Source organism: Stutzerimonas stutzeri (genome assembly GCF_038561965.1).
Classification (GTDB): domain Bacteria; phylum Pseudomonadota; class Gammaproteobacteria; order Pseudomonadales; family Pseudomonadaceae; genus Stutzerimonas; species Stutzerimonas stutzeri_AA.
Window position 1 is genome coordinate 3,112,002 of sequence record NZ_CP139348.1, and the last position, 21,514, is coordinate 3,133,515.

General features: G+C 60.5%; 22 protein-coding genes and 1 tRNA gene. 10 read left to right on the forward strand and 13 right to left on the reverse strand.

All coding sequences use genetic code 11. The features are described from left to right. Positions 1 to 1,022 precede the first annotated feature (1,022 nt). Entirely contained in the window at positions 1,023 to 2,027 is a 1,005-nt protein-coding gene (dusA, locus tag SM130_RS14060; RefSeq protein ID WP_102825402.1) for a tRNA dihydrouridine(20/20a) synthase DusA, read from the forward strand. Between the two features lie 132 nt (positions 2,028 to 2,159). Further along, positions 2,160 to 3,086 carry a transaldolase gene (tal, locus tag SM130_RS14065; RefSeq protein WP_102825401.1) on the forward strand — a complete coding sequence of 309 codons (927 nt, stop codon included), beginning with the start codon at positions 2,160 to 2,162 and terminating at the stop codon, positions 3,084 to 3,086. On the opposite strand, the gene rssC is transcribed toward tal, so the two are convergent. Further along, positions 3,087 to 3,569 carry an anti-sigma factor antagonist RssC gene (rssC, locus tag SM130_RS14070; RefSeq protein WP_102825400.1) on the reverse strand — a complete coding sequence of 161 codons (483 nt, stop codon included), beginning with the start codon at positions 3,567 to 3,569 and terminating at the stop codon, positions 3,087 to 3,089. Continuing rightward, positions 3,566 to 4,750, reverse strand: a complete 1,185-nt coding sequence (gene rssB / locus SM130_RS14075; protein WP_102825399.1) for a two-component system response regulator RssB — start codon at positions 4,748 to 4,750, stop codon at positions 3,566 to 3,568. Before rssB ends, rssC begins: the two co-directional genes overlap by 4 nt. Positions 4,751 to 4,944: 194 nt before the next feature. On the opposite strand from rssB, the gene SM130_RS14080 reads away from it, so the two are divergent. Further along, entirely contained in the window at positions 4,945 to 5,244 is a 300-nt protein-coding gene (locus SM130_RS14080; RefSeq protein WP_102825398.1) for a PilZ domain-containing protein, read from the forward strand. Between the two features lie 37 nt (positions 5,245 to 5,281). Here SM130_RS14080 and SM130_RS14085 read toward each other — a convergent pair whose 3' ends face one another. After that, positions 5,282 to 5,983: an MlaA family lipoprotein gene (locus SM130_RS14085; RefSeq protein ID WP_102825397.1), complete on the reverse strand. Its 702-nt coding sequence runs from the start codon at positions 5,981 to 5,983 to the stop codon at positions 5,282 to 5,284. A gap of 226 nt (positions 5,984 to 6,209) precedes the next feature. Between SM130_RS14085 and SM130_RS14090 the strand changes: the two genes are divergently transcribed. Then, entirely contained in the window at positions 6,210 to 6,476 is a 267-nt protein-coding gene (locus SM130_RS14090) for a DUF4404 family protein (protein ID WP_102825396.1), read from the forward strand. Between the two features lie 39 nt (positions 6,477 to 6,515). Here SM130_RS14090 and queF read toward each other — a convergent pair whose 3' ends face one another. The 8 genes from queF to SM130_RS14130 form a co-directional block, all read right to left on the reverse strand. Then, positions 6,516 to 7,346: an NADPH-dependent 7-cyano-7-deazaguanine reductase QueF gene (gene queF / locus SM130_RS14095; RefSeq protein ID WP_102825395.1), complete on the reverse strand. Its 831-nt coding sequence runs from the start codon at positions 7,344 to 7,346 to the stop codon at positions 6,516 to 6,518. A gap of 91 nt (positions 7,347 to 7,437) precedes the next feature. Beyond that, on the reverse strand, positions 7,438 to 8,217 hold the full coding sequence (locus tag SM130_RS14100) for an ABC transporter permease (RefSeq protein ID WP_102825394.1): 780 nt from the start codon (positions 8,215 to 8,217) through the stop codon (positions 7,438 to 7,440). Beyond that, positions 8,214 to 9,143 (reverse strand): ABC transporter ATP-binding protein, encoded by a 930-nt coding sequence (locus SM130_RS14105; RefSeq protein WP_102825393.1) that lies wholly within the window; start codon positions 9,141 to 9,143, stop codon positions 8,214 to 8,216. Before SM130_RS14105 ends, SM130_RS14100 begins: the two co-directional genes overlap by 4 nt. Positions 9,144 to 9,228: 85 nt before the next feature. Further along, positions 9,229 to 10,227, reverse strand: coding sequence for a succinylglutamate desuccinylase (locus SM130_RS14110; protein ID WP_102825392.1), 999 nt, complete (start codon positions 10,225 to 10,227; stop codon positions 9,229 to 9,231). A 12-nt stretch (positions 10,228 to 10,239) separates the two neighbouring features. Further along, entirely contained in the window at positions 10,240 to 10,521 is a 282-nt protein-coding gene (locus SM130_RS14115; RefSeq protein WP_102825391.1) for a topoisomerase II, read from the reverse strand. A 57-nt stretch (positions 10,522 to 10,578) separates the two neighbouring features. Next, on the reverse strand, positions 10,579 to 11,799 hold the full coding sequence (locus SM130_RS14120) for an aspartate aminotransferase family protein (protein WP_102825390.1): 1,221 nt from the start codon (positions 11,797 to 11,799) through the stop codon (positions 10,579 to 10,581). A 140-nt stretch (positions 11,800 to 11,939) separates the two neighbouring features. Continuing rightward, positions 11,940 to 12,629, reverse strand: coding sequence for a crotonase/enoyl-CoA hydratase family protein (locus tag SM130_RS14125; protein WP_102825389.1), 690 nt, complete (start codon positions 12,627 to 12,629; stop codon positions 11,940 to 11,942). Positions 12,630 to 12,754: 125 nt separating this feature from the next. Beyond that, entirely contained in the window at positions 12,755 to 14,047 is a 1,293-nt protein-coding gene (locus SM130_RS14130) for an HD-GYP domain-containing protein (protein ID WP_102825388.1), read from the reverse strand. Positions 14,048 to 14,250: 203 nt separating this feature from the next. Here SM130_RS14130 and SM130_RS14135 point away from each other — a divergent pair. Then, a tRNA-Ser gene (locus SM130_RS14135) sits at positions 14,251 to 14,340 on the forward strand. Between the two features lie 123 nt (positions 14,341 to 14,463). After that, positions 14,464 to 15,015, forward strand: a complete 552-nt coding sequence (locus SM130_RS14140) for a nucleotidyltransferase family protein (protein ID WP_102825387.1) — start codon at positions 14,464 to 14,466, stop codon at positions 15,013 to 15,015. Between the two features lie 43 nt (positions 15,016 to 15,058). Here SM130_RS14140 and SM130_RS14145 read toward each other — a convergent pair whose 3' ends face one another. Continuing rightward, a complete protein-coding gene (locus tag SM130_RS14145; RefSeq protein ID WP_102825386.1) occupies positions 15,059 to 15,385 on the reverse strand; it encodes a hypothetical protein in 327 nt (108 codons plus the stop codon). 405 nt (positions 15,386 to 15,790) lie between these two features. Here SM130_RS14145 and SM130_RS14150 point away from each other — a divergent pair, with 405 nt between their 5' ends. Beyond that, positions 15,791 to 16,213: a DUF1810 domain-containing protein gene (locus tag SM130_RS14150; protein ID WP_102825385.1), complete on the forward strand. Its 423-nt coding sequence runs from the start codon at positions 15,791 to 15,793 to the stop codon at positions 16,211 to 16,213. A gap of 27 nt (positions 16,214 to 16,240) precedes the next feature. Here the strand turns inward: SM130_RS14150 and SM130_RS14155 are convergent, their stop codons facing one another. Further along, complete coding sequence (locus SM130_RS14155; RefSeq protein ID WP_102825384.1) at positions 16,241 to 16,753, reverse strand: hypothetical protein; 513 nt, start codon at positions 16,751 to 16,753, stop codon at positions 16,241 to 16,243. Between the two features lie 344 nt (positions 16,754 to 17,097). Here SM130_RS14155 and SM130_RS14160 point away from each other — a divergent pair, with 344 nt between their 5' ends. The 3 genes from SM130_RS14160 (at position 17,098) to SM130_RS14170 (ending at position 21,279) form a co-directional block, all read left to right on the forward strand. After that, entirely contained in the window at positions 17,098 to 17,454 is a 357-nt protein-coding gene (locus tag SM130_RS14160) for a rhodanese-like domain-containing protein (RefSeq protein WP_102825383.1), read from the forward strand. A 128-nt stretch (positions 17,455 to 17,582) separates the two neighbouring features. Further along, complete coding sequence (locus SM130_RS14165) at positions 17,583 to 18,725, forward strand: mechanosensitive ion channel family protein (RefSeq protein ID WP_102825382.1); 1,143 nt, start codon at positions 17,583 to 17,585, stop codon at positions 18,723 to 18,725. 109 nt (positions 18,726 to 18,834) lie between these two features. Next, on the forward strand, positions 18,835 to 21,279 hold the full coding sequence (locus tag SM130_RS14170) for an acyl-CoA dehydrogenase (RefSeq protein WP_102825381.1): 2,445 nt from the start codon (positions 18,835 to 18,837) through the stop codon (positions 21,277 to 21,279). Positions 21,280 to 21,514: the final 235 nt, after the last annotated feature.

The following is a 21,514-nucleotide window of genomic DNA, read 5'->3' on the forward strand; positions in this document are numbered from 1 at the left end:
TACATTCACAAGCACCCACACGAATTGCTTGATTCAGTTGTTAAAGAGCGTTTCGATCAAGTCTTTCGTCTCAACCGAGGCCGCGCATTCTACAGCAGCCTTGTTACCTGTCAAGCTGTTTTTGAAGAACTTTTTCTTTCTTCTCAACCGCTTGCGCCTTCGATCAACTCTCATCTCTCGTCAGCGGGAGGCGAATCATACAGCGTTCAAAACCGCTGTCAACCACCTCTTTCAACCGCTTCCGATCAACCTGACCGAAGCCACCAACAGGACTCAACCACCACCCTGTCAGCCCGGCGCATTCTACTCGAATTTGCCATCCGTGCAACCCTTTTATTTCGCTAACCTTTTGATTTACAAGAGATTTTGCTTAAGGACTGCGCCGGAGAAGGTGCGCATTATAGGAGCCTGAAAACTAACGTCAACCGTTATTTTCGCCTTCAGGCGAGTTTGTCAGCAGTCAGTTGTGGGCATAACGGTCACTCAGGGTTATTCAGATATCTCTCCCTTATATAGCTAGGTTTCCCATTGTCTCGCCGAGATACCCGGATCGAAGATACGGTCTCCGGGACAGTCAGCGCCCATTCCGCACCACCTGCCTCCATTCAGGTAATACCTATGGCCGGCGCCCTTAGGTCCAGTGGAGGCATCTACAATTGCTGCCGCCTGTATACGTAACGTCGCGCACAGCCTGGAGCGCCAGGACTGATCCTGACAAAATTGCGGCTGTGCCTAGCTGATGAAGCGGCCCATCTATCTGCCCCCGAGCCCAGCTCTCTGATGTGCCGCGACGCGCCGCCATCCTCCTGACAGCGCGCGAAGAGCGGCCTGTCGGTGTAAACTCGGCGCCCTTTTGCCTGATCGTATTTGTACGGCGCACATCATCCCGTCGCTCGTATCGCGGGCGCCTTGCGCGCACGAGCACGAGCATGAGCTGCGGATTCCGGCACGTTAGCCGCCACAGTGACTAAAGTGCCGCGACGCGCAGAAATACGTCAGCTACACGAACCGCTGGAAGCCCCATGGTAGAAGCCCTCAAGCCGGCAACGACGCCGCCCTCGCCCGCTCATCGTTTCTCCGTCGCCCCGATGATGGATTGGACTGATAGGCACTGCAGGTATTTCCTGCGTCAGCTATCGCGACATGCGCTGCTCTACACCGAGATGGTCACTACCGGTGCACTGCTTCATGGCGATGCGGCGCGGTTTCTGCGACACGACAGGAGCGAGCATCCGCTAGCCTTGCAACTTGGCGGCAGCGTGCCGGCAGAGCTGGGCGCTTGCGCAAAGCTCGCCGAAGCCGCCGGCTATGACGAGGTTAACCTCAATGTTGGCTGCCCGAGCGACCGAGTGCAGAACAATATGATTGGCGCTTGCCTGATGGGCCATCCAGGACTTGTGGCCGACTGCGTTAAAGCGATGCGCGATGCGGTGGCTGTCGAAGTCACGGTGAAGCACAGAATCGGAATCAACGGCCGCGATAGCTACGCAGAGCTATGCGATTTTGTCGGACAGGTCCGTGATGCCGGCTGCCGTAGCTTCACTGTGCATGCACGCATCGCGATTCTCGAAGGGCTTTCGCCGAAGCAGAATCGCAACGTGCCTCCACTGCGTTACGACATAGCCGCCCGACTGAAGCAGGATTTCCCTGAACTTGAGATTATCCTCAACGGCGGGATCAAGACGCTGGATGAGTGCCGGGAACATCTGCGGACCTTCGATGGCGTCATGCTCGGCCGCGAGGCTTACCACAATCCCTACCTGCTGGCGCAGGTCGACCAGACGCTGTTCGGCAGCGTCACACCTGTGATTAGTCGGGCACAGGCGTTGCGCAATATGCAGCCGTATATCGAGCAGCATCTGGCCGACGGCGGCGCAATGCATCACATCACTCGCCATGTACTCGGCCTAGGCCAGGGTTTTCATGGTGCCCGGCGCTTTCGCCAACTGCTGTCGGTGGATATTCACAAGACCAGCGAGCCACTTGCATTGCTCGATCAGGCCGCGGCACTGCTCGAAGGGCACTGACGGCTCTGCAGGTAAGGAACGCCGCCCGGGCATTTGGATCAAAGGCGAGGCGCATCCGGGTCCATACGCTCGTTGAGCGGGCCGTCTGGCTCGGGTAAGGTCATGCCACTCACAGGACGGAGCCCCTCTTACATGACTTCCAAGCTGGAACATCTCAAGCAGTTCACGACCGTTGTCGCCGATACCGGTGATATCGACGCCATCGCCCGCCTGAAGCCGGTGGATGCCACCACCAACCCATCGCTGCTGCTAAAGGCAGCAGCCATGCCGCGCTATGCCGATCACCTGGGTAACGCAATGAAGCAATGCCGGGGCGACATCGGCCTGGCGTGTGACCTTTTCGCCGTAGCGGTCGGCAAGCAGATTCTGGAACTGATCCCAGGACGTATCTCCACCGAGGTGGACGCACGACTGTCGTTCGATACCCAGGCCATGGTTCAACGCGGTGAGCGCCTGATAGGGCTTTATGAGCAGGCCGGCATCAGCCGCGAGCGCGTGCTGATCAAGATCGCCGCGACCTGGGAGGGCATCCGCGCAGCCGAACAGTTGGAGAAAGCCGGTATCCAGACCAACCTCACCCTACTGTTTTCCTTCACCCAGGCCGTGGCATGCGCCGAGGCTGACGTATTTCTGATCTCGCCGTTCGTTGGCCGCATCTATGACTGGTACAAGAAGCACGAAGGTCGTGATTACCAAGGTGCGGAAGATCCGGGCGTGCAATCGGTCAGCCGCATCTACGACTACTACAAGGCACACGGTTACAAGACGGTAGTGATGGGCGCGAGCTTTCGCAATGTCGGGCAAATCGAGGCACTCGCTGGTTGCGATCGCCTTACCATCAGCCCCGAATTGCTTAGCGAACTGGCCGATGCCAGCGGTACGCTGCAGCGTAAGCTGCAACCGGGCCGCGAGTCAGAAACGCGTATCAGCCTGGATGAGAAGAGCTTCCGCTGGGACCTGAACGAGGATCCAATGGCCACCGAGAAGCTCGCCGAAGGCATCCGCCAGTTCGCCCGGGATCAGGAAAAGCTAGAAGCGCTGCTGGCCAAATTGACCTGATCAGGACCGCTCCAAGGCGGTAACGAGGTCACGGAAGGCCTCGCGATTGGACTCATTGAGGCTCATCAGGATGCGGTGGGCCTCCAATACCTTGGCCTTCACAATCTCTTCCGATTGATCCTGAGAGGGTAGATCTGCCAGACACTCCGGACACGGCAGTGGCGTGTCGACGATATTGAACACCTGGTCGAACCCCATCGACTGCAGCAGCCGAGTGATGTCGGGATGCGTAGTGACCAGCGTCGGCAGCATACCAACCTTCTGCCTCGACAGGATCGACAGCTTGGCCAGCAGGCCCAGCGTGGTGCTGTCGATGCTACGGCTCTCGGTCAGATCGATGACGATGGACGAAAAATTGCGCGACGAGAATATCTTCTCAATCGTTGCATCCAGCGCCGAACAAAGCGTCAGGCGGATTTCACCGATGAACTTGAGAACAAAGGTGCCATCCATTTCGGCGAACTGGATTCTACCAGTACTCATGCAAGGTTCCTGCTCAACACCAGCAAGGCGATATCGTCAGGCATATCAGCCAGCTCGGCCAGCCCGAAGACTCGACGTAATCCATCCAGCGTGCCACCAGCATCCGTTATCAGGCCGGGCAGCGCGGACTCTTTTTCTTTGAGTGTCTCGCCTGGCAAAAGGTCCAGAATGCCATCGGAGAGCAAAGTCAGACTGAAAGTGTCCGGCAACTTAAGCTCGAAATTCTGGTAGGTGGCCTCGACGAACAACCCGACCGGTAGACCGCGGCCTTCCAGGTAATGGGCACCCTCGCCCGTATAAAGGACCGGCATCGGTAAGTGACCACCGATACTGTAGTGCAATACGTCGCGCTCCTGATCAATCACACCACCCAGCATGGTGACGTGCTTGCCGAGCTTGCAGTTGATCAATCCGCGATTGATGTGATCGAGCACTTCCGACGGCTTGAATTCGCGCAGCGTACCGCCGCGGCGCGATTCGTACAGCAGGCGGGTAGTCATGAACTTGAGCAGAACGGTCACGAAAGCCGAAGAGGCACCGTGGCCGGATACGTCAGCAAGGTAAAAGCCGATGCGTCGATCATCCACTCGGAAATAGTCGACGAAATCACCGGACAGATACAGCGATGGGATGATCTGGTGGGCAAAGTCGAAACCATCGACGGTCCAGGGCGTCACCGGCAGCATGTTCATCTGCACCTGGCGACCCGCATCCTGGTCCTCCTGCAACAGATGCAGACTGGCTTGTAGATCGCGGTTCGCCGTTTCCAGCTGCTCGCGGTAGCGGCGGTTTTCCAGTCGAAGACGCGAACGGTCCAGCGCGCGACGTACTGAATGCTCAAGCATCGCCAAGTCTTCGAGGGGCTTGATCAGGTAGTCAGCGGCGCCCAGACGCAACGCCTCTACCGCGTCGCTCATCACACCGGCTCCGGATACCACGATCACGGGAAGATCGACCTGCCGCTCGCTGATCTGGCGGATCAGCTCAAGGCCATCCATCTGCGGCATGCGCAGGTCGCAGATCACCAAGTCAGGTTGGTCCGAATCAAACAGCTCCATACCCTGAGGGCCATTGCCGGCCTGCAGGACACGAAAGCCGCTGTCATCCAGATAGGCAGCCAGACTGGCTCGAACCACATCGTCGTCATCTATGATCAGCAGCGTCGCGCTTGGTTTATGCATGTTCCTACCAGGCGGTGTCGCCAGGATGATTGGCGAAAACATTGGCCCTGCGTGACGCCGGGCTTGGGTTCGTTTCAAGGCGCAGACGGTACTCCCATACGAACGGCGTTTCAAGCCAACCGGCTGGTGCCTTTACAGGTCGAATTGAGGAGCGCTATAAGAATGCCGGGAGTCATATATAAAAGGTTGAAACCATGAGCCAGAAAGACCGCGATTACAGCGAGAAACGCGATTTCATCCGTATGCAAATCGAAACCACCGTCGCGCTGGAACATGGCGATACAAAAATGAGCGGTACCTGTATCGACCTCTCCAGCACCGGCATGCAGGTATTGGCCAATGCTCAGCTACGCATGGGTGACAAGGTTCGCGTGCTGATCCCTTCCGAACACAGCGAGCTCAAAGGGCTCGACGCGCAGACCGAAGTCGTGCGCATCAGCCAGCTCGACGATGGTCGGCAGAGCCTGGGACTGGCCATTCTTTCGATGTCCTGACCCTGCTCCATATGGCCGCAGCAAATGCGGCCATGCTTCAGAAGTCGTCTTCGACCTCGCCATCTTTAACGCGGAACTCGCGATTCTGCAGGTAGGCGTTGCGCACGAAAATGTAGCGATCACCTCGGATCATTCTTTCGGCGGAAAGCAGTCCGGCGCGAGTATCTACCAGATCCACGCCGCGCGTGACGTTGCGTGTCGGCACATGATTCATATGCGGATAGGGTTCGAGCAAGGCGTCGGGCACGCGGCCAGCGGCGTCACGCACCGTACTTGGGCCCAACAATGGCAGCACGACGTAAGGACCGCTCCCCAGCCCCCAGGCGCCCAGGGTCTGGCCAAAATCTTCATCGTTCTTTTGCAAGCCCATCTGGGTGGCGACGTCGAAGAAGCCCAACACACCAAAAGTGGTATTGAACAGGATTCGACTGGTATCGATGCCGGCGTCGCGAACCTTGCCCTGCAGCAGATCGTTGGTCAGCACAATCACGTCACCAAGATTGCTGAACACGTTACCGATGCCGTCTTCGAGAAACTCCGGGGTGACCTTCTGGTAGCCCTTAGCGAGCGGCTTGAGGGTGTAGGTGTCGACGGTGTCGTTGAAACGGAACACCGCACGATTGACGCCCTCCCATGGATCTTCTTCGGCCGCCAGCGCAGGCGCCGCGCCAAGCATGGCGACAGTAGCGACGAAACCGGCCTTGAGCACGGCGATCCAGGCCGTAGCGATCTTGGGCATTGCTTTTTTCTCCCTAGGTATTGGTGTATGCGGCGCACCGACGCAGACCACGCAGTATAGAGCGAACACCCGGTTTTCGGCAGCCAGCCGGACATTCGGCTTTCACGCCTGCGCCTAGAGGCAATCTTGCTCCGGCAAAGACACAGACAAGGTGCGGCCGCTGGTTTAACCTTCGGTTATCAAGGCTTTTACCAAGTCGTCAGTAAACCCATGAGAGGGAAGCAAAATGCCGGAACATGATCTGCAGTCGCAGCTCGAAGAACTGCGTAATCAACTGGCCCAGGATACGCCGCTGACCGACGAGGAGCGCGCTTCGCTGCACGCGATCGCCCAGGATATCGAGGCGCGCCTGGCGGCTCAGGGCTCCAGCGACTACAACGACTCGCTGGTAGATGGTGTCAACCTGGCGGTAGAGCGCTTCGAAGTCAGCCACCCGAACATGGCCATGACACTGCGCAACATCATGCAGACCCTGGCCAATATGGGCATCTAAAACTGTTAACGGGTCGCGCCGCGGCGGCGACCCGTTGCGTCATTGACGCACCAGACGGCGATTGTCCACGACAAGCGCTTCGCTGCTGCGGTACGGATTGATATCCAAGCCGCCGCGGCGCACGTAGCGCGCATAGACCGTCAATTTCTCGGGCTGCAGCAGACGCTGAAGATCGAGGAAGATGCGTTCCACGCATTGCTCGTGAAAGTCGGCATGCTGTCGAAAGCTCACCAGATACGCCAACAGACTCTCCGCCTGCAACGCCGCGCCGCGGTACTCGACCACCACGCTGCCCCAGTCCGGCTGACCAGTCACCGGGCAATTGGATTTGAGCAAGTGGCTATGCAGGGCCTCCTCTACCACACGCTCTGCATCGCAGACCAACAGCTCCGGTTGCGGATGATCGTAGTGCTCGATAACAACATCCAGATCGTCGATGCAGCGACCTGGAAGCCCCGCAACACCCTCTGCTGCGACTTCATCCAGCGTACGCAGCCGCACCTTCACCGGCTTGCCGGCAGCCGCGGAAAGATCGCTGCTCATCACCTCGAGCAGCGCCTCACGCGACTCGAAAACCGACTGGTTCAGCGAGTTGAGATAGAGCTTGAACGACTTCGATTCGATGATGTTCGGCGAGTCCGCCGGAATCTCGAATTCACCGATCGCCACCACCGGCTTGCCGGAAGGCAGCAACCAGGAAAGCTCGTAGCAATTCCACAGGTCCACGCCCTGGTAAGGCAGCGTCGCGGCGGTAAGGCCGAGCTCGGCCCACTTCGGCGCACGCGGAATCGGGAACAGCAGATGTGGGCTGTAGGTTGCAACGTAGGCGCTGGATTTGCCCAGCGGGGAGTGTTCGGCGGGATGCTGCATGGGAAGAGAACCTGAACGAAAACGCCGCGAAGTTTAGCGCTTCGCGGCGTTCTTTTCAGCGGCATCGGCGCGGCGGCCGAATGGAGTGCGCCTACTGCCGCATACCCCGGCCACTCTTGAGCAGGCCAACCGACACCAGATAGAGCGCGACCACTGCCACCAGCATGAAACTGATCGCCACGCCGATGCGAATATCGGAGACGCCAAGGATGCCGTAACGGAAGGCGTTGACCATGTGCAGCACCGGGTTGGCCAGCGATAGCGTCTGCCAGAACGGCGACAACAGGTTGATGGAATAGAACACCCCGCCCAGGTACGTCAGCGGCGTCAGCACGAAGGTTGGAATGATCGAGATGTCATCGAAGTTGCGCGCAAACACCGCGTTGATGAAGCCGCCCAGCGCGAAAATGCTCGCGGTCAGGGTGATGACCAGCACGGTCACGCCCAGATGGTGCACCTGTAGGTCGGTGAAGAACATCGACAGCAGCGTGACTATCACCGCGACTGCCAGCCCGCGAGTGATGCCGCCAAGGGCAAAACCGATGACGATCACATGTGGCGACACCGGCGAAACCAGCAACTCCTCGATAGAGCGCTGAAACTTGGTGCTGAAAAAGCTCGACACCACGTTACTGTACGAGTTGGTGATCACCGACATCATGATCAGCCCCGGCACGATGTAATCCATGTAGCTGAAGCCGCCCATGTCGCCGATCCGCGCGCCGATCAGGCTGCCGAAGATGACGAAATACAGCACCATGGTGATCGCCGGGGGGAGCAGCGTCTGCGGCCAGATGCGGGTATAGCGACGGATCTCGCGCTGGACGATGGTCTGCAGCGCGACCAGGTTGGGACGCAGCTCGCCGCTCATGACTTCACCTTCAGGTTGTTCTCCACCAGCGACACGAACAGCTCCTCCAGTCGGTTGGTCTTGTTACGCAGGCTCAGCACCTCGATACCCTGGGCGCCCAGCAAGCGAAACAGCTCGGTCACGCCCTGGCTTTTCTCCACCTGCACCTCGAGGGTGTGATGGTCGACCAGCCGCGACGGATAATTGCCCAGCTCAGGCGCCACCAGCTGCGACTCCTTGAGATCGAGCAGAAAGGTTTCCACATGCAGCTGCGTGAGCAGCTCGCGCATGCTGGTGTTCTTGACGATCTGACCGCGGTCGATGATGCCGATGTTGCGGCACAGCTGTTCGGCCTCCTCCAGATAGTGCGTGGTGAGGATGATGGTGATGCCTTCTCGGTTGAGTTCGGTGAGGAACGACCACATGGAGCGGCGCAGCTCGATGTCCACACCCGCCGTTGGCTCGTCGAGGATCAACAGCCGCGGCTGATGAATCAGCGCTCGGGCGATCATCAGGCGGCGCTTCATCCCGCCAGAGAGCATCCGCGAGGACACGTCACGCTTGTCCCACAGGCCCAGCTGGTTGAGATAACGCTCGGCCCGTTCCTTGGCGATCTTTGCCGGGATGCCGTAGTAACCGGCCTGGGTGACCAGGATGTCGAAGGCCTTCTCGAACTGGTTGAAATTGAATTCCTGCGGGACCACGCCCAGGCAGCGCTTGAGCCGGGACGGGTCGCGATCAAGGTCGTGGCCGAACACGTTGACCGTGCCACCGCTTTTATTCACCAGGGTCGAAAGGATGCCGATGGTGGTGGACTTGCCGGCACCGTTGGGGCCGAGCAAGGCGAAGAAGTCGCCTTCGGCGACGTCCAGGTCGATGCCCTTGAGGGCCTGGAAGCCGTTTCCGTAGGTCTTGGTCAACTGCCGAATGGATAGAGCAGTACTCATAAGAAGTGCACACAACGCAGGGGGAGTGAAGCTAGATAAGGGCGCATGCCGCCAATTGCAACCGCCCGTTTCCGGAGCTAATGCCTCAACGCTCCCCTTCAGGCTGCTCCAGCGGCACGACGATCAATGCGGCACGCTGCCCTTCGGCGACGTCAGCCATGGGAAACAGGATGCACGCGCCCGGCTCGTCGATGACCCAGCGAACCCCGTCATCCTCTGCCAGCACGCTGCCGAGCGGCAGCGGCGCGAAATTCTCGATATTGGCCGGCACGCACAAGCGAAACTGCGGGCTGTGCTTGATGACTTCCCGAGAAATATGCAGCAGCTGCGGCAATGTTTGCGCGACGATTGGCGCCTTGCGCCCCTCAATCATCGCAGTCAGGCCCTGCTCGAATTGCGCCACTGCCGGGTGCAGTACCTCGCCTGGGCTTTCGGCAAGCTCCAGCGTGAACGCCTCGGCACCGTGCCGCGTGGTGGTCATCGCGCTGAAGGTCGACGTGGCCTGGCGCTGCAGTAGAACGCCCTCAATCGCCAGGCTCCGAAGGCGAACCAGCGCCTCGGGCGAGATCTGCTCATCCTCTCGCCATGGGCAGATGACGAACTGGGCCAGGCGCGACGGACGCATCGCCGAGTGCAGATCAAAATGGCGACGCTGGCGCCCTGCCCCGCTGAAGAAGCCGCCGACCAGCGCTTCCAGCTCCGCCGCCCGAATGGCTTCGCCACCCCACAGGTCTGCATGTTCGCCGCGAAACAGGCGATTCAGATCGTGCTCGACCTGCCGCGCCATTCGGCGCATCGCCGCAGGGTTGGCGAACAGCAGCAACAGTCGCGCACGCGGCTGCACGTCGCCCCGCGCAAGGGCGCGGACCAGACGATCCAGAACATGTATGGGGATGAGCTCGTTGCCGTGAATGCCTGCCGAGAGCAGCAGGTCCAGGCCTTGATCCTGCGCGACTGGCGGAGACACCAGAAGTGCGCCATCGGCCAGCCAGTGCAGCTTCACCCCTCGTGAGGTGAGCTGGACCTTCTCGCAGGGCTCGCGCCCGGCGAGGGTCAATTCCAGCAGCTTGCCGAGGGCGAGCATGCCGGGAAGCCGTCAGTGGTTACAGTCAGGGCCGTGGACGTGCTCGTCGTCATCGGCCTCGACCGGTTCCATTTCCAGCTGCAGGCTGACCAGATTGGTGGCCAGCGGGCGCAGCACCAGATTGGCGTATTCGGTGTCACCGTCCTCTACGTCTACACCGATCATCAGCTGACCGTTGCCGACCTGCTGAATCCAGATCTCGCGGCCCTGCCAGATCACGGCAAAACGGGTGCAAGACGTTTCCAGTTGGGTTCCGTCGACATCTTCCAGAACCAGTTGCAGGCTATCGCTCATTGAATTGCTCTCGCTAGTAGAACGCGCGGCGCCCGCAGCGCCGCACTTGGGAAATGATCAGGCCTGGGTCAGCGTCGCGATGGCGCGCTCGAGACGATCCAGCCCTTCGTCGATATCAGCTTGGTCGATCACCAGGCTCGGCGCCAGCCGCACCACGTCAGGGCCAGCCTGCAGCACCATCAGCGCTTGCTTCTCAGCAGCAGCACAGAAGGCACCGGCCTTGCCCTTCCAGGCATCGCTCAGCACGCAGCCGATCAGCAGGCCGCGACCCCGCACCAGGCTGAACACACCATAGCGCTCGCCGATCTGCATGAGTCGGGCCTTGAAACGCTCGTGCCGCGCCTTGACGCCTTCGAGCACTTCCGGCGTGTTAACGATATCCAGCACCGTCTCGGCAACCGCGCAGGCCAGCGGATTACCGCCATAGGTGGTGCCGTGGGTGCCGACACTCAGGTGCGCGGCGATTTCGTTGGTGGTCAGCATCGCGCCGATGGGGAAACCGCCGCCCAGACTCTTGGCGTTGGTCAGGATGTCCGGCGTGACACCGTAATGCATGTAGGCGAACAGCTCGCCGGTACGACCAAGGCCGGTCTGCACCTCATCGAAGATCAGCAGCGCGTTGTGCTCGTTGCACAGCTGGCGCGCGCCTTCCAGATAGGCCTGATCGCCCGGCAGGATGCCACTCTCGCCCTGGATCGGCTCCAGCACCACCGCGCAGGTCTTGTCAGAAATTGCCGCCTTAAGCGCCTCGAGGTCGTTGTAAGGCACATGGGTAATGCCTTCGATCTTCGGCCCGAAACCGTCGGAGTACTTCGGCTGCCCGCCCACCGTGACGGTGAACAGGGTGCGGCCGTGGAAGCTGTTGAGCGCGGAAATGATTTCGAATTTCTGCGGGCCGTAGACGTCATGGGCGTAACGACGGGCCAGCTTGAATGCCGCCTCGTTGGCTTCGGCGCCGGAGTTGCAGAAGAACGCGCGGTCGGCGAAGGTCGCCGCGACCAGCTTCTTCGCCAGGCGCAGTGCCGGCTCGTTGGTATAGATGTTGGAGATGTGCCAGAGCTTGCCAGCCTGCTCAGTCAGCGCCGCGACCATAGCCGGGTGTGCATGACCCAGCGCGTTGACCGCGATGCCGCCAGAGAAATCCACCAGTTCTCGCCCGCTCTGATCCCATACTCGCGAACCCAGGCCACGTACCGGTACGAAGGCTGCTGGGGCGAAGGTGGGAACAATGACCTGGTCGAAATCGGCACGTTCTACCGGGGTGTGCGAGGCGGACATCGGGGCTCTCCTGCGAGGCGACACTGAATGAGAAATGAAAACGCCCCGCCGTCGGCGGGGCGTCACTCGCGCAGTGTAAACGCAGGGCCAGCCCTAGTGCGCACTCGAAAACAAATTCTCTTGGGTGGCCGGCCGCTGAATCAGCCGAAGTGCTGCTGGTCCAGCGCGATCGCCTCGTCGAGAGTTTCAAGCAGCGCCTTGCGCACTTTCAGCTTGGTGTTCTTGTGCGCCACCATGTTGATCTTCTTCAACTGCTTGGCCGCAGCCCTGGCGACTGCCAGCAGCTCACCGGTCGGCACTACCTTGTCGAGGAAGCCAGCATCCACCGCGCCAGCCGGATCGAACATTTCGCCGTTGATCACCGAACGGTGGAAAGCCGACTTGCGCAGACGGTCGCGCGCCAACTCGATGCCGGCATGGTGCATGGTCATGCCGATCTGCACCTCATTGAGGCCGATATGGAATGGCCCTTCGACACCAATGCGGTAGTCCGCCGACAGCAGTAGGAAGGCGCCCTTGGCGACCGCATGGCCCGGACAGGCAACAATGATCGGGAACGGGTGCGCCAGCATCCGCCGCGCGAAGGTCGAGCCGGTGGCGACCAACGTCATGGCGTTCTCTGGACTCGAAGTCATTACCTTGAGGTCATAACCGCCAGAGAGAATACCCGGTTGCCCGGTGAGAATCACGATGGCACGGTCTTGCTCGGCGCGATCCAGCGCGGCATTGAGCGCCTCGAACACCGCAGGCGAGAGCGCATTGACCTTGCCATTGCACAGCGTCAGCGTGGCGACGCCGTCTTCGAATTGGTAAGAGACCAGCTCACTCATGACGAGATTCCTTGTTTTGAAGTGGGCAGACGTTACCCAGCGCTCCGGTTCAGGTAAAGCACGATGACCGACCGACCGGTCACGCTTGAGCGCTCGGAATGAGGCGAGAATCGCGTTACAGGCGCTTAGGTGTTGTCCTGCTCGAAGTCAGCCAGCGTCTCTGGATGGAGGATGGATTGCAGTTCCGGGTCGGCGATATGCAACCCGAAGGAGCCGTCCGGCAAGCCGATGGAAATGCGATAGGGCGTGCCCTCCTCGTCCACCGTGACCTGAGCCAGGTCTAGATAGCGAGCGGCACAGCGCTCCTTTGCGGCATCGCGCAGGACCACGACGCGGGGCCGCAGCTGGAACTGCTGGTGCTTTTCCACGACCACAGCCACTTCGCCGGTGTGCAGCTCAACCAACGTGCCGACCGGGAAGGCTCCTAGCCAACGGATGAATTCGCGCACCAGATCTTCGTCAAACTGTCTGCCACTGCCACTGCGCAGAATCTCGAAGGCCGACTGCACCGGCCGGGCACAGTCGTAGGCCCGATGGCTGGTGATGGCGTCGAACGCATCGACGATGGTGATGATGCGCGTCATGTAAGAAATTTGTGCCGGCCCCGAGCCCAACGGATAGCCGGTACCATCGAGCCGCTCGTGGTGGCCGTAAGCGGCATGCAGCACCGCCTCCGGAATTCCGGGCTGTGCCCGCAGTGCTTCCAGGCCGAAGACCGGATGCCGCTTTATCACCTCGAATTCCTGTGGCGTCAGCTTGCCGGGCTTGTTGAGGATCTCAGGATCGACACGCATCTTGCCTACGTCGTGCAGCAGGCCAGCCATCCCCAGCAGCTGCAGCTTGTCGTCCAGCAAGCCGAGATGGTTGCCGAACCCCATCGCCATGATCGAAACGGATAGGCAGTGCAGGCTGGTATAGAGATCCTTTTTCTTCAGCCGAATCAGCCAGAGCATCGCGCTCTCGTTGCGCAACATACTTTCAAGATTACGCCTGACCGCTCCATGGCACGCTCGGGTGTCGATCACCCGGCCATGCTGCACGTCGGCAAGCACCTGCTCGATAAGCTGAGTGCCATCCAGGTAGGCTGCGCGCGCCTCGTCCACTTCGATCGAGAGCGCATGATATCGCCGCTCCTGCGGTTTGCGCATACGCGGTGCGCCGGCCGCAACCGAGGCGCCGTGCTTCAGGCGGACTCGCCGCGTGTCGTCTACGTACACATATACGCAACAGCTGCGAACCCTGAGCACATCACCGGGCGTTAATAGCGGAAACCCCTGGAATGCGAAGTTGGTTTCGTTCCATGGCCGATCCAGCTCGCAGACGTACATACCCAATTCCAGGTTGGCGACAGAGACCCGGCGACGGGTTGGCACCAACAAGGTATCGGTATGCTTGCCTGACTTGCGTGTCAGTTTCATGGAACGAGTGAACTCCCTCGGCTTCCTTTCAAAATACCCCAGGCTTTGGCCTGAGTTGCACCAGCAGTCTAGCGGAACGTGCAGCCTGTCACCTGAGCGAGACGAATTTGTTAAGCGCATGAATAAGCTAAAAAAGTTTTTGCCAAAGGCAGTGCGTTCGATTACATTAGCGCGCCTCGACGGACATGAACCTCCGTCGATCCGGTGAGGTGTCCGAGCGGTTGAAGGAGCACGCCTGGAAAGTGTGTATACGAGAAATCGTATCAAGGGTTCGAATCCCTTCCTCACCGCCATATAGCAAATCACGCAAGCCCCTGAAGTCGTAAGACTTTCAGGGGCTTCGTCGTTTTGGGGCGCTGGTCGGGCCACAGAACACAGCCGACTGAGCCCCCTCGTCAGACGGACCTCGCCGCTTCATGCAAAAACTTGCTCAGTTGCGATCCATCATCGCTGCAGATCCGATAAGGATGCGAATTCTTCATCACGTGAAGGCGCTCGGTTTACCAGACTGCTGGGTAGCGGCCGGGTTCGTGCGCAGTGCGGTTTGGCATCACCTTCACCAACGCACCGGCTTCGCCCAGCTGTCCGACATCGACGTCATCTGGTTCGAGGCGCAACTGGCCGATCAAGCCGCGGATACCGAGATCGAGGCGAGCCTGAGGCGTTCGGACGGCTTGCTCGACTGGTCAGTGAAAAACCAGGCGCGCATGCACCTTCGCAACGGTGATCAACCGTACAAGTCGGCGACGGACGCGATGGCGCATTGGCCCGAGACGGCCACGGCGGTCGGGGTGCGGCTAAGAATGGATGGGGAGATCGAGGTGGCAGCGCCACTTGGGCTGGACGATCTTTTCAACCTGATCGTCCGGCCTACAGCGCATTTTCAAAGCGAGAAACGACAAGCCTATCTGGATCGCATCGCTTCGAAGAATTGGATCGAGACCTGGCCAAAACTGAGCATTCTCTAAGCGTGCTGCTCCCGCGGAGAAACGCCTCCCTAGCGCCCCACGGTTAGATGAACGCTTGCCGGGAGACGCCGCGTGGAAGGCGATTTCGCCCTGGCAGCTGCTCGAGACGCTTTTGCCATTCGGCGCTTGGTGACAGGCGCAGGGTCGACTTCGCAGCCTCCACGCTGATCTTCGGGGCCGCTGCCGCTTTTGCCGCCGCCCTTAACTCGGCAAGGGTTGGCGTCTTGCGCACGGGCTCATCTGTCTCCTTCTCAACGCTGCGAAGACAGAGCTTGCAAGAAACCTGACTGGCGTCCCGGGAGCTGGTCAAGCTCGATCCCGCACGTCCACATGCGACATTCCCATCGACTGGGGAGTAATGAATCACCACCTTATTGCCTCCTGATTTTTGGGGGCGCGGATTCTACACCGTCATTCCGCTCAGGCCAGACACGTGGTGAAAAAATATGGCAACGGTGACTGCGGCCAGGCTGTCGCTGCAGCCCAACGTTTGACAAAGCCTCTATCGCTAGCACCAGGGCCGTCGAACGTAGGACGTGCGAGCTGGCGACTGCCGCGCGAGGCTCCATCGAGACGCCGGCGGACTCCGCCGCGCCCCGTTTGATTTCAGCTCTATCGCCGCGCCACGGCGCCAGCAAAAAGGGCCATCGCCTGCCAGAGCCCGTCCGAACCATCGGTGAGTGGGCGTGCGCAGTGCGCCCTTACGTCCGCCAGCGGTTGTTGGCTTGGCCAAGCTGTAGCAGATTGCTTGTTTCTCCCCGCCTGGGCGTACCTCATGGCCGACCTTCATAATCTGCAGCGCTTTGTCGATGCGCAGCAGGACCATTACCAACAGGCGCTCGAAGAGCTGCGAAGCGGCAGCAAACGCACGCACTGGATGTGGTTCATCTTTCCGCAGCTGCAGGGCCTTGGCCGTAGCGCCATGGCGCAGCGCTACGCTATTTCAGGGCGTGAGGAGGCGATTGCTTATCTGCAGCATCCGATCCTCGGGCCTCGCCTGCGGACCTGTACCCAGGCGATGCTCGAACATTGCAGCGGTAGTGCACGGCAAATTCTTGGGAGTCCGGACGACCTGAAATTTCATTCCTGCATGACCCTATTCGCTCGCACCGCCTCGGAACCGGCGCTATTCGAACAAGCACTGCAGGCCTTCTTCGACGGTCAAGCAGACCCCGCCAGCCTCGAACGACTGGACTAGCGCTGGCAAACGGGCGATCCGGCCGACTTAACGCTGACCCGCAGCGCCACCCGTCGCACCGCCAGTAGCTGCACCTCCACTGTTCGCGCCACCAGCGTCGTTACCGCTACCTGTTCCGATTCCACCCGGTGGCGTGACGCCACCCTGATTGGCGTTTCCATTGGCACCACCCGGAGTCGATTGCGGCTGCGTGGTACCCGGAGCCGGAGTCATTTCCAGGCGACGATTCGGCTGTTGAACATTGTCCTGAGCGCTCGGCAGACCGGTTCCCGCAGGCGGGTTCGCAGTTCCGGGAACGTTGGGCCGGGGGTTGTTGGCATCGCTCTGCACGCCACCTCGATTAATGCCCTGCGCGTCGTTCTGCGTGGCGCCAGGTTCACGGATACGGTTGATATCTCGACCGATCTGTTGGCGATTGTCTTCCAAGTCAGCGCCCATCTTGTCGCGCTCCTGCTGCAGCGTCATGTCCTCCTGCTGAGCGAGCGCGGCCGTCGAAACGGCCGTGAGCAGCAATATCAGCGATAGCTTCGACTTGTTCATCGGTTGTCCTCCAATTGAGTTACCCACGGAAGACAACCAAAATTGCATCGCAGCTTCATTGAGCCACTGATTCGCTGGTGTGGAACTTGCTTACTTTTTTGTATCTGGGCGAACGTCCGGTACGTCTTCTACCCGCTCGATTCGCGGGCCAAGGGCACCGTACCGTCTGCGCCTCCCGGCAAGGCGCTAATCCGCTACACACAAGAATAAAAGGCCATGTCATGCTTAAGCAGAAGAAATTTCGGCAGGCGACCCTGATCGTCATCGCCACGGCAGTGATTCTGATCCTGCCCAATTTGACCCGTATATTCAGCTGAGCGCGCCGGTGCGCTCCGAGGCCTCCAATGCGCGCAGCCATTCTTTTTTTAGTGCTCACCCTCAGCCTTCAGGCTATGGCTGGCGAGATCAATCAAGCCGCTGCGCTTGAGATGCTGAAACGACCCGGTACCGTACTGATCGATGTGAGGACCGTGGAGGAGTTTGCAGACGGCGCATTGCCAGGGGCGGTCCGCATCGAGACGCCGGACCTTGCCGAGCAGATCCACCAGCTGGTGCCCGATAAAGACACGCCGGTGGTGCTCTACTGCCGCAGCGGCAGGCGCTCGTCGGCCGCTCAGGACGTCCTCGGCAAGCTTGGCTACAGCCAGGTCATCAACGCCGGCGCTTACGATGATCTCGTCACGACGCTGCCGCGCGACTGACGCCATCGGCTGTCCCCGAACGCGCCACACCTGCCCCACCCGACCGCCGACAAGGGAACTTATGCGCAGCACGGACCACTGAAAAACGTGGTCCGCCGCATCAAGCGCACCCTTGCCGGAGGAAATGGATGAACTGGGACGCCCTGCTAAACGAGACATTCTGGATCAACCTGGCGATCGTACTGGGCATCACCGTCGCCAGCTTTCTGATCCTGCGCACCATCCTCGGAATCGTGACCCGGCGCCTGAGCAAGCTTGCAGTGGGGGCGAAAACCAAGTTCCTCGGGATCGCCGCCGAACTGCTTTCACGCACCAGCAACCTGCTGATTCTGGCCTTTTCCCTGCTCATCGCCCTCAAGACGGTGGAACTGTCGCCGCGCTGGGAATCGACGATGTCCCATGGCTGGTTCATCGCCTTGGCGTTCCAGTTCGCGCTGTGGATGGATACCGGTGTGCGCCTGTGGATGGAAAGCCTGACCCGCGATGGCAAGGCTCGCAATCCGGTCACTACCACCATTATCGGCATCATGATCCGTATCGTGGTCTGGACCATGATGCTGCTGTCGATCCTCGCCAATCTGGGCGTCGACATCACCGCCATGATCGCCAGCCTCGGCGTCGGCGGTATCGCCATCGCGCTGGCGGTGCAGACGCTGCTCAGCGACATCTTCGCCTCGCTATCCATCGGTGTAGACAAGCCCTTCGAGATCGGCGACTTCGTGGTCTTCGGCGAAGTGGCCGGCAATATCGAGCACATCGGCCTGAAGACCACTCGCATCCGTGCCCTCAGCGGCGAACAGGTGGTGATCGCCAACGCGGACCTCCTGCGGCAGATCGTGCACAACTACAAGCGCATGAACACCCGACGGATCGTTTTCAAGTTCGGCATCACCTACAACACGCCGACCGAAAAGGTAAAAGACGTGGCAGCGCTGATGAAGCGAATCATCGATGGCATCGAGATAGCCAAGTTCGACCGCGCGCATTTCCTCGGCTTCGACGACAGCCAGCTGACCTTCGAAGTCGTCTACATCATGCAGGTCTCGGACTACAACCGGTACATGGATACCCAGCAGGAAATCAACCTCGCACTGCTTGAGGGCATTCGCGAAATGGGCGTGCAGTTCGCCTTCCCGACCCGCAGCGTGGAGTTCATCGGCGGCAGCCTGCCGGAAATCAGCGTGGCGGGCGTACCGCAGGACAAACCCGCCGCCAACCAGAACGCTGGGGACACCGAAAGCCAATCCCGCGGCGCCCAGCCACGCGCTTGACCCATCCCGGTGTCGCCGCAACCCGCGGCTACACCTCGTCCCTTCGCTGTAGCGGCGCGAGCGCCTATGCTGACGATGGAAGCTGTTCGAATCTAAAAGGATAAGACTCATGACGCTGCTCTGGTTACTGGTCCTACTGCTCGGCATCGCCGTACTTGCCCACTTGCGCGTGTCGCCAGTGCCGGCCCTGGTGATCGTCGCCACCTACCTGATCTTCATGACCGCTGCCGACACGGCCGGTGTAGTGGTGTTCCTGCTCTGGCTCGCGCTGCTCGCCATTGCCGTGCCGCTGCTGGTTGCCGACGTGCGCTTGAAGTATTTCAGCGGCCCGATGTTCGACTGGTTCAAGAAGGTGCTGCCACCGATTTCGGCCACCGAGCGCGACGCCATCGATGCGGGCACAGTGTGGTGGGACGGCGAACTGTTCAGCGGCCGCCCGAACTGGGACACGCTGCTCGGCTATCCGCGGGCACGTCTGACCGAAGAAGAGCAGGCCTTCGTCGACGGCCCGACTGAAACCCTCTGCGCCCTGGTCAGCGAATGGGACATCGCCCAGCGCATGGACCTGCCCCCAGCTGCCTGGGACTACATCAAGGCCGAAGGCTTCTTCGCCCTGATCATTCCCAAGGAATATGGCGGCAAGGGCTTTTCCGCCTACGCCCACTCGCAGATCGTGATGAAGCTGGCCACCCGCAGCGGTGATCTGGCCAGCACCGTCATGGTTCCAAACTCTCTCGGCCCGGCCGAGCTACTGATGCACTACGGCACCGACGAGCAGCGCAATCATTACCTGCCGCGCCTGGCCAACGGCACGGACATCCCCTGCTTCGCCCTTACCGGCCCTTATGCGGGCTCCGACGCAGGCGCGATGAACGACAGCGGCGTGATCTGCCGCGGCCAGTGGCAGGGTGAGGAAGTGCTCGGCCTGCGCCTGAACTGGGAGAAGCGCTACATCACGCTCGGCCCGGTCGCGACGCTACTTGGTGTGGCCTTCAAGACTTACGACCCGGATCACCTGCTGGGCGATGAGGAAGAACTCGGCATCAGCCTGGCGCTGATTCCCACCGACACCCCCGGTGTGGACATCGGGCGCCGTCACCTGCCTCTCGGCGCCGCTTTTATGAACGGGCCGAACTGGGGCAAGGACGTCTTCGTGCCGCTGGAGGCCATCATTGGCGGCCGCGACATGATCGGCAAAGGCTGGATGATGCTGATGAACTGCCTATCGGTCGGCCGCTCCATCTCCTTGCCGGCGACCGGTACCAGTGCGGCCAAGGTGTGCAGCTATGTCGGCGGCCGATATGCGCAGGTCCGCGAGCAGTTCAATGTCCCGCTGGCGGCCTTCGAAGGCATTCAGGAGCCGCTGGCGCGCATCGGCGGCAACGCCTGGCTGATGGATGCGGCGCGTATTCTGACTGCCAACGCCGTCGATCTTGGCGAGAAGCCTTCGGTGCTGTCGGCGATTCTCAAATACCACCTCACCGAGCGCGGCCGTGCCTGCATCACCGACACCATGGATATCCACGGTGGCAAGGGCATTATCCTCGGACCAAACAACTATCTCGGTCGACTGTGGCTGTCGGCGCCAATTTCCATCACCGTCGAAGGCGCGAACATCCTTTCGCGCAACCTGATGATCTTCGGCCAGGGCGCAATCCGCTGCCATCCATTCGTGCTACGTGAGATGGAGTTGGTACACGAACCCGATCGCGACGCCGCGGTGAAGAAATTCGACAGCCTGTTGATGCAACACATCGGCTTCGCCGTCAGCAATACCGCCAGCACCCTGCTGCTGGGCCTGAGTTTCGGCCTGATGGGGCGCGTGCCCGGGAACAAGGTTACGCAGCCCTACTTCCGTTCGCTCAACCGCATCGCGGCGGCATTTGCCATGCTGGCCGATCTGTCGATGATGCTGCTTGGAGGCGAGCTCAAGCGTCGCGAGCGGCTTTCCGCGCGCCTCGGTGACGTGCTCAGCCATCTCTACCTCGCCTCCGCAGCGCTCAAGCAATTCCATGACCTCGGCCATCCGACCGAACAGGAACCGCTGCTGCGCTGGGCGCTGGAGGATTGCCTGGAAAAGGCCGAATCCGCCCTGCAGGACGTGCTGGCCAACTTCCCCAACCGCATCCTCGGCCATCTGCTGCATGCCCTGGTGTTCCCGTTTGGTGCACGCCACAAGGGGCCGTCCGATGTACTGGACGCCGAGGTCGCCGCCCTGCTCGGCCGGCCCGAAGGCGATCCGGCCATGGAGAGCATTCTCAACGGCATGTACCGCCCGCATGATCCAGAGCAGCCTCTTGGCGCGTTGAAGCATGCCTTCGAAGCTATCGCCGCCAGCCAGGGCGCGGCGAAGAAGCTCGCCAAAGCGCTCAAAGCTGGCACAGTGAAACCGATCCCAGGCGAAAGCCCGATCGATACAGCCCTCGCAACTGGCGCCATCGACGCCGCCGAAGCCGCGCAACTGCGAGTAGCGGAATTGGCACGACGGAAAGTCATCGACGTAGACGACTTCGCCAAGGAGGAACTGGAACTGCAAGATGGCCGAATTCGCTGATTCGGCCCCGCTAGTTCTTCCATCTCACGTAGGGTGGGCTTTAGCCCACCAGCGAGCCCTCACCAATGTGTACCGGTGGGCTGAAGCCCACCCTACGCTTGGTTCCTACCCCCACCACATCAGCGTTCACGCCAGGGTGCTTGCCACACCCGCACAACTGGAAGCGTGCACATACCCGTAGGGTGGGCTTTAGCCCACCAGGAAGCCCTCACCGACGGGTACCGGTGGGCTGAAG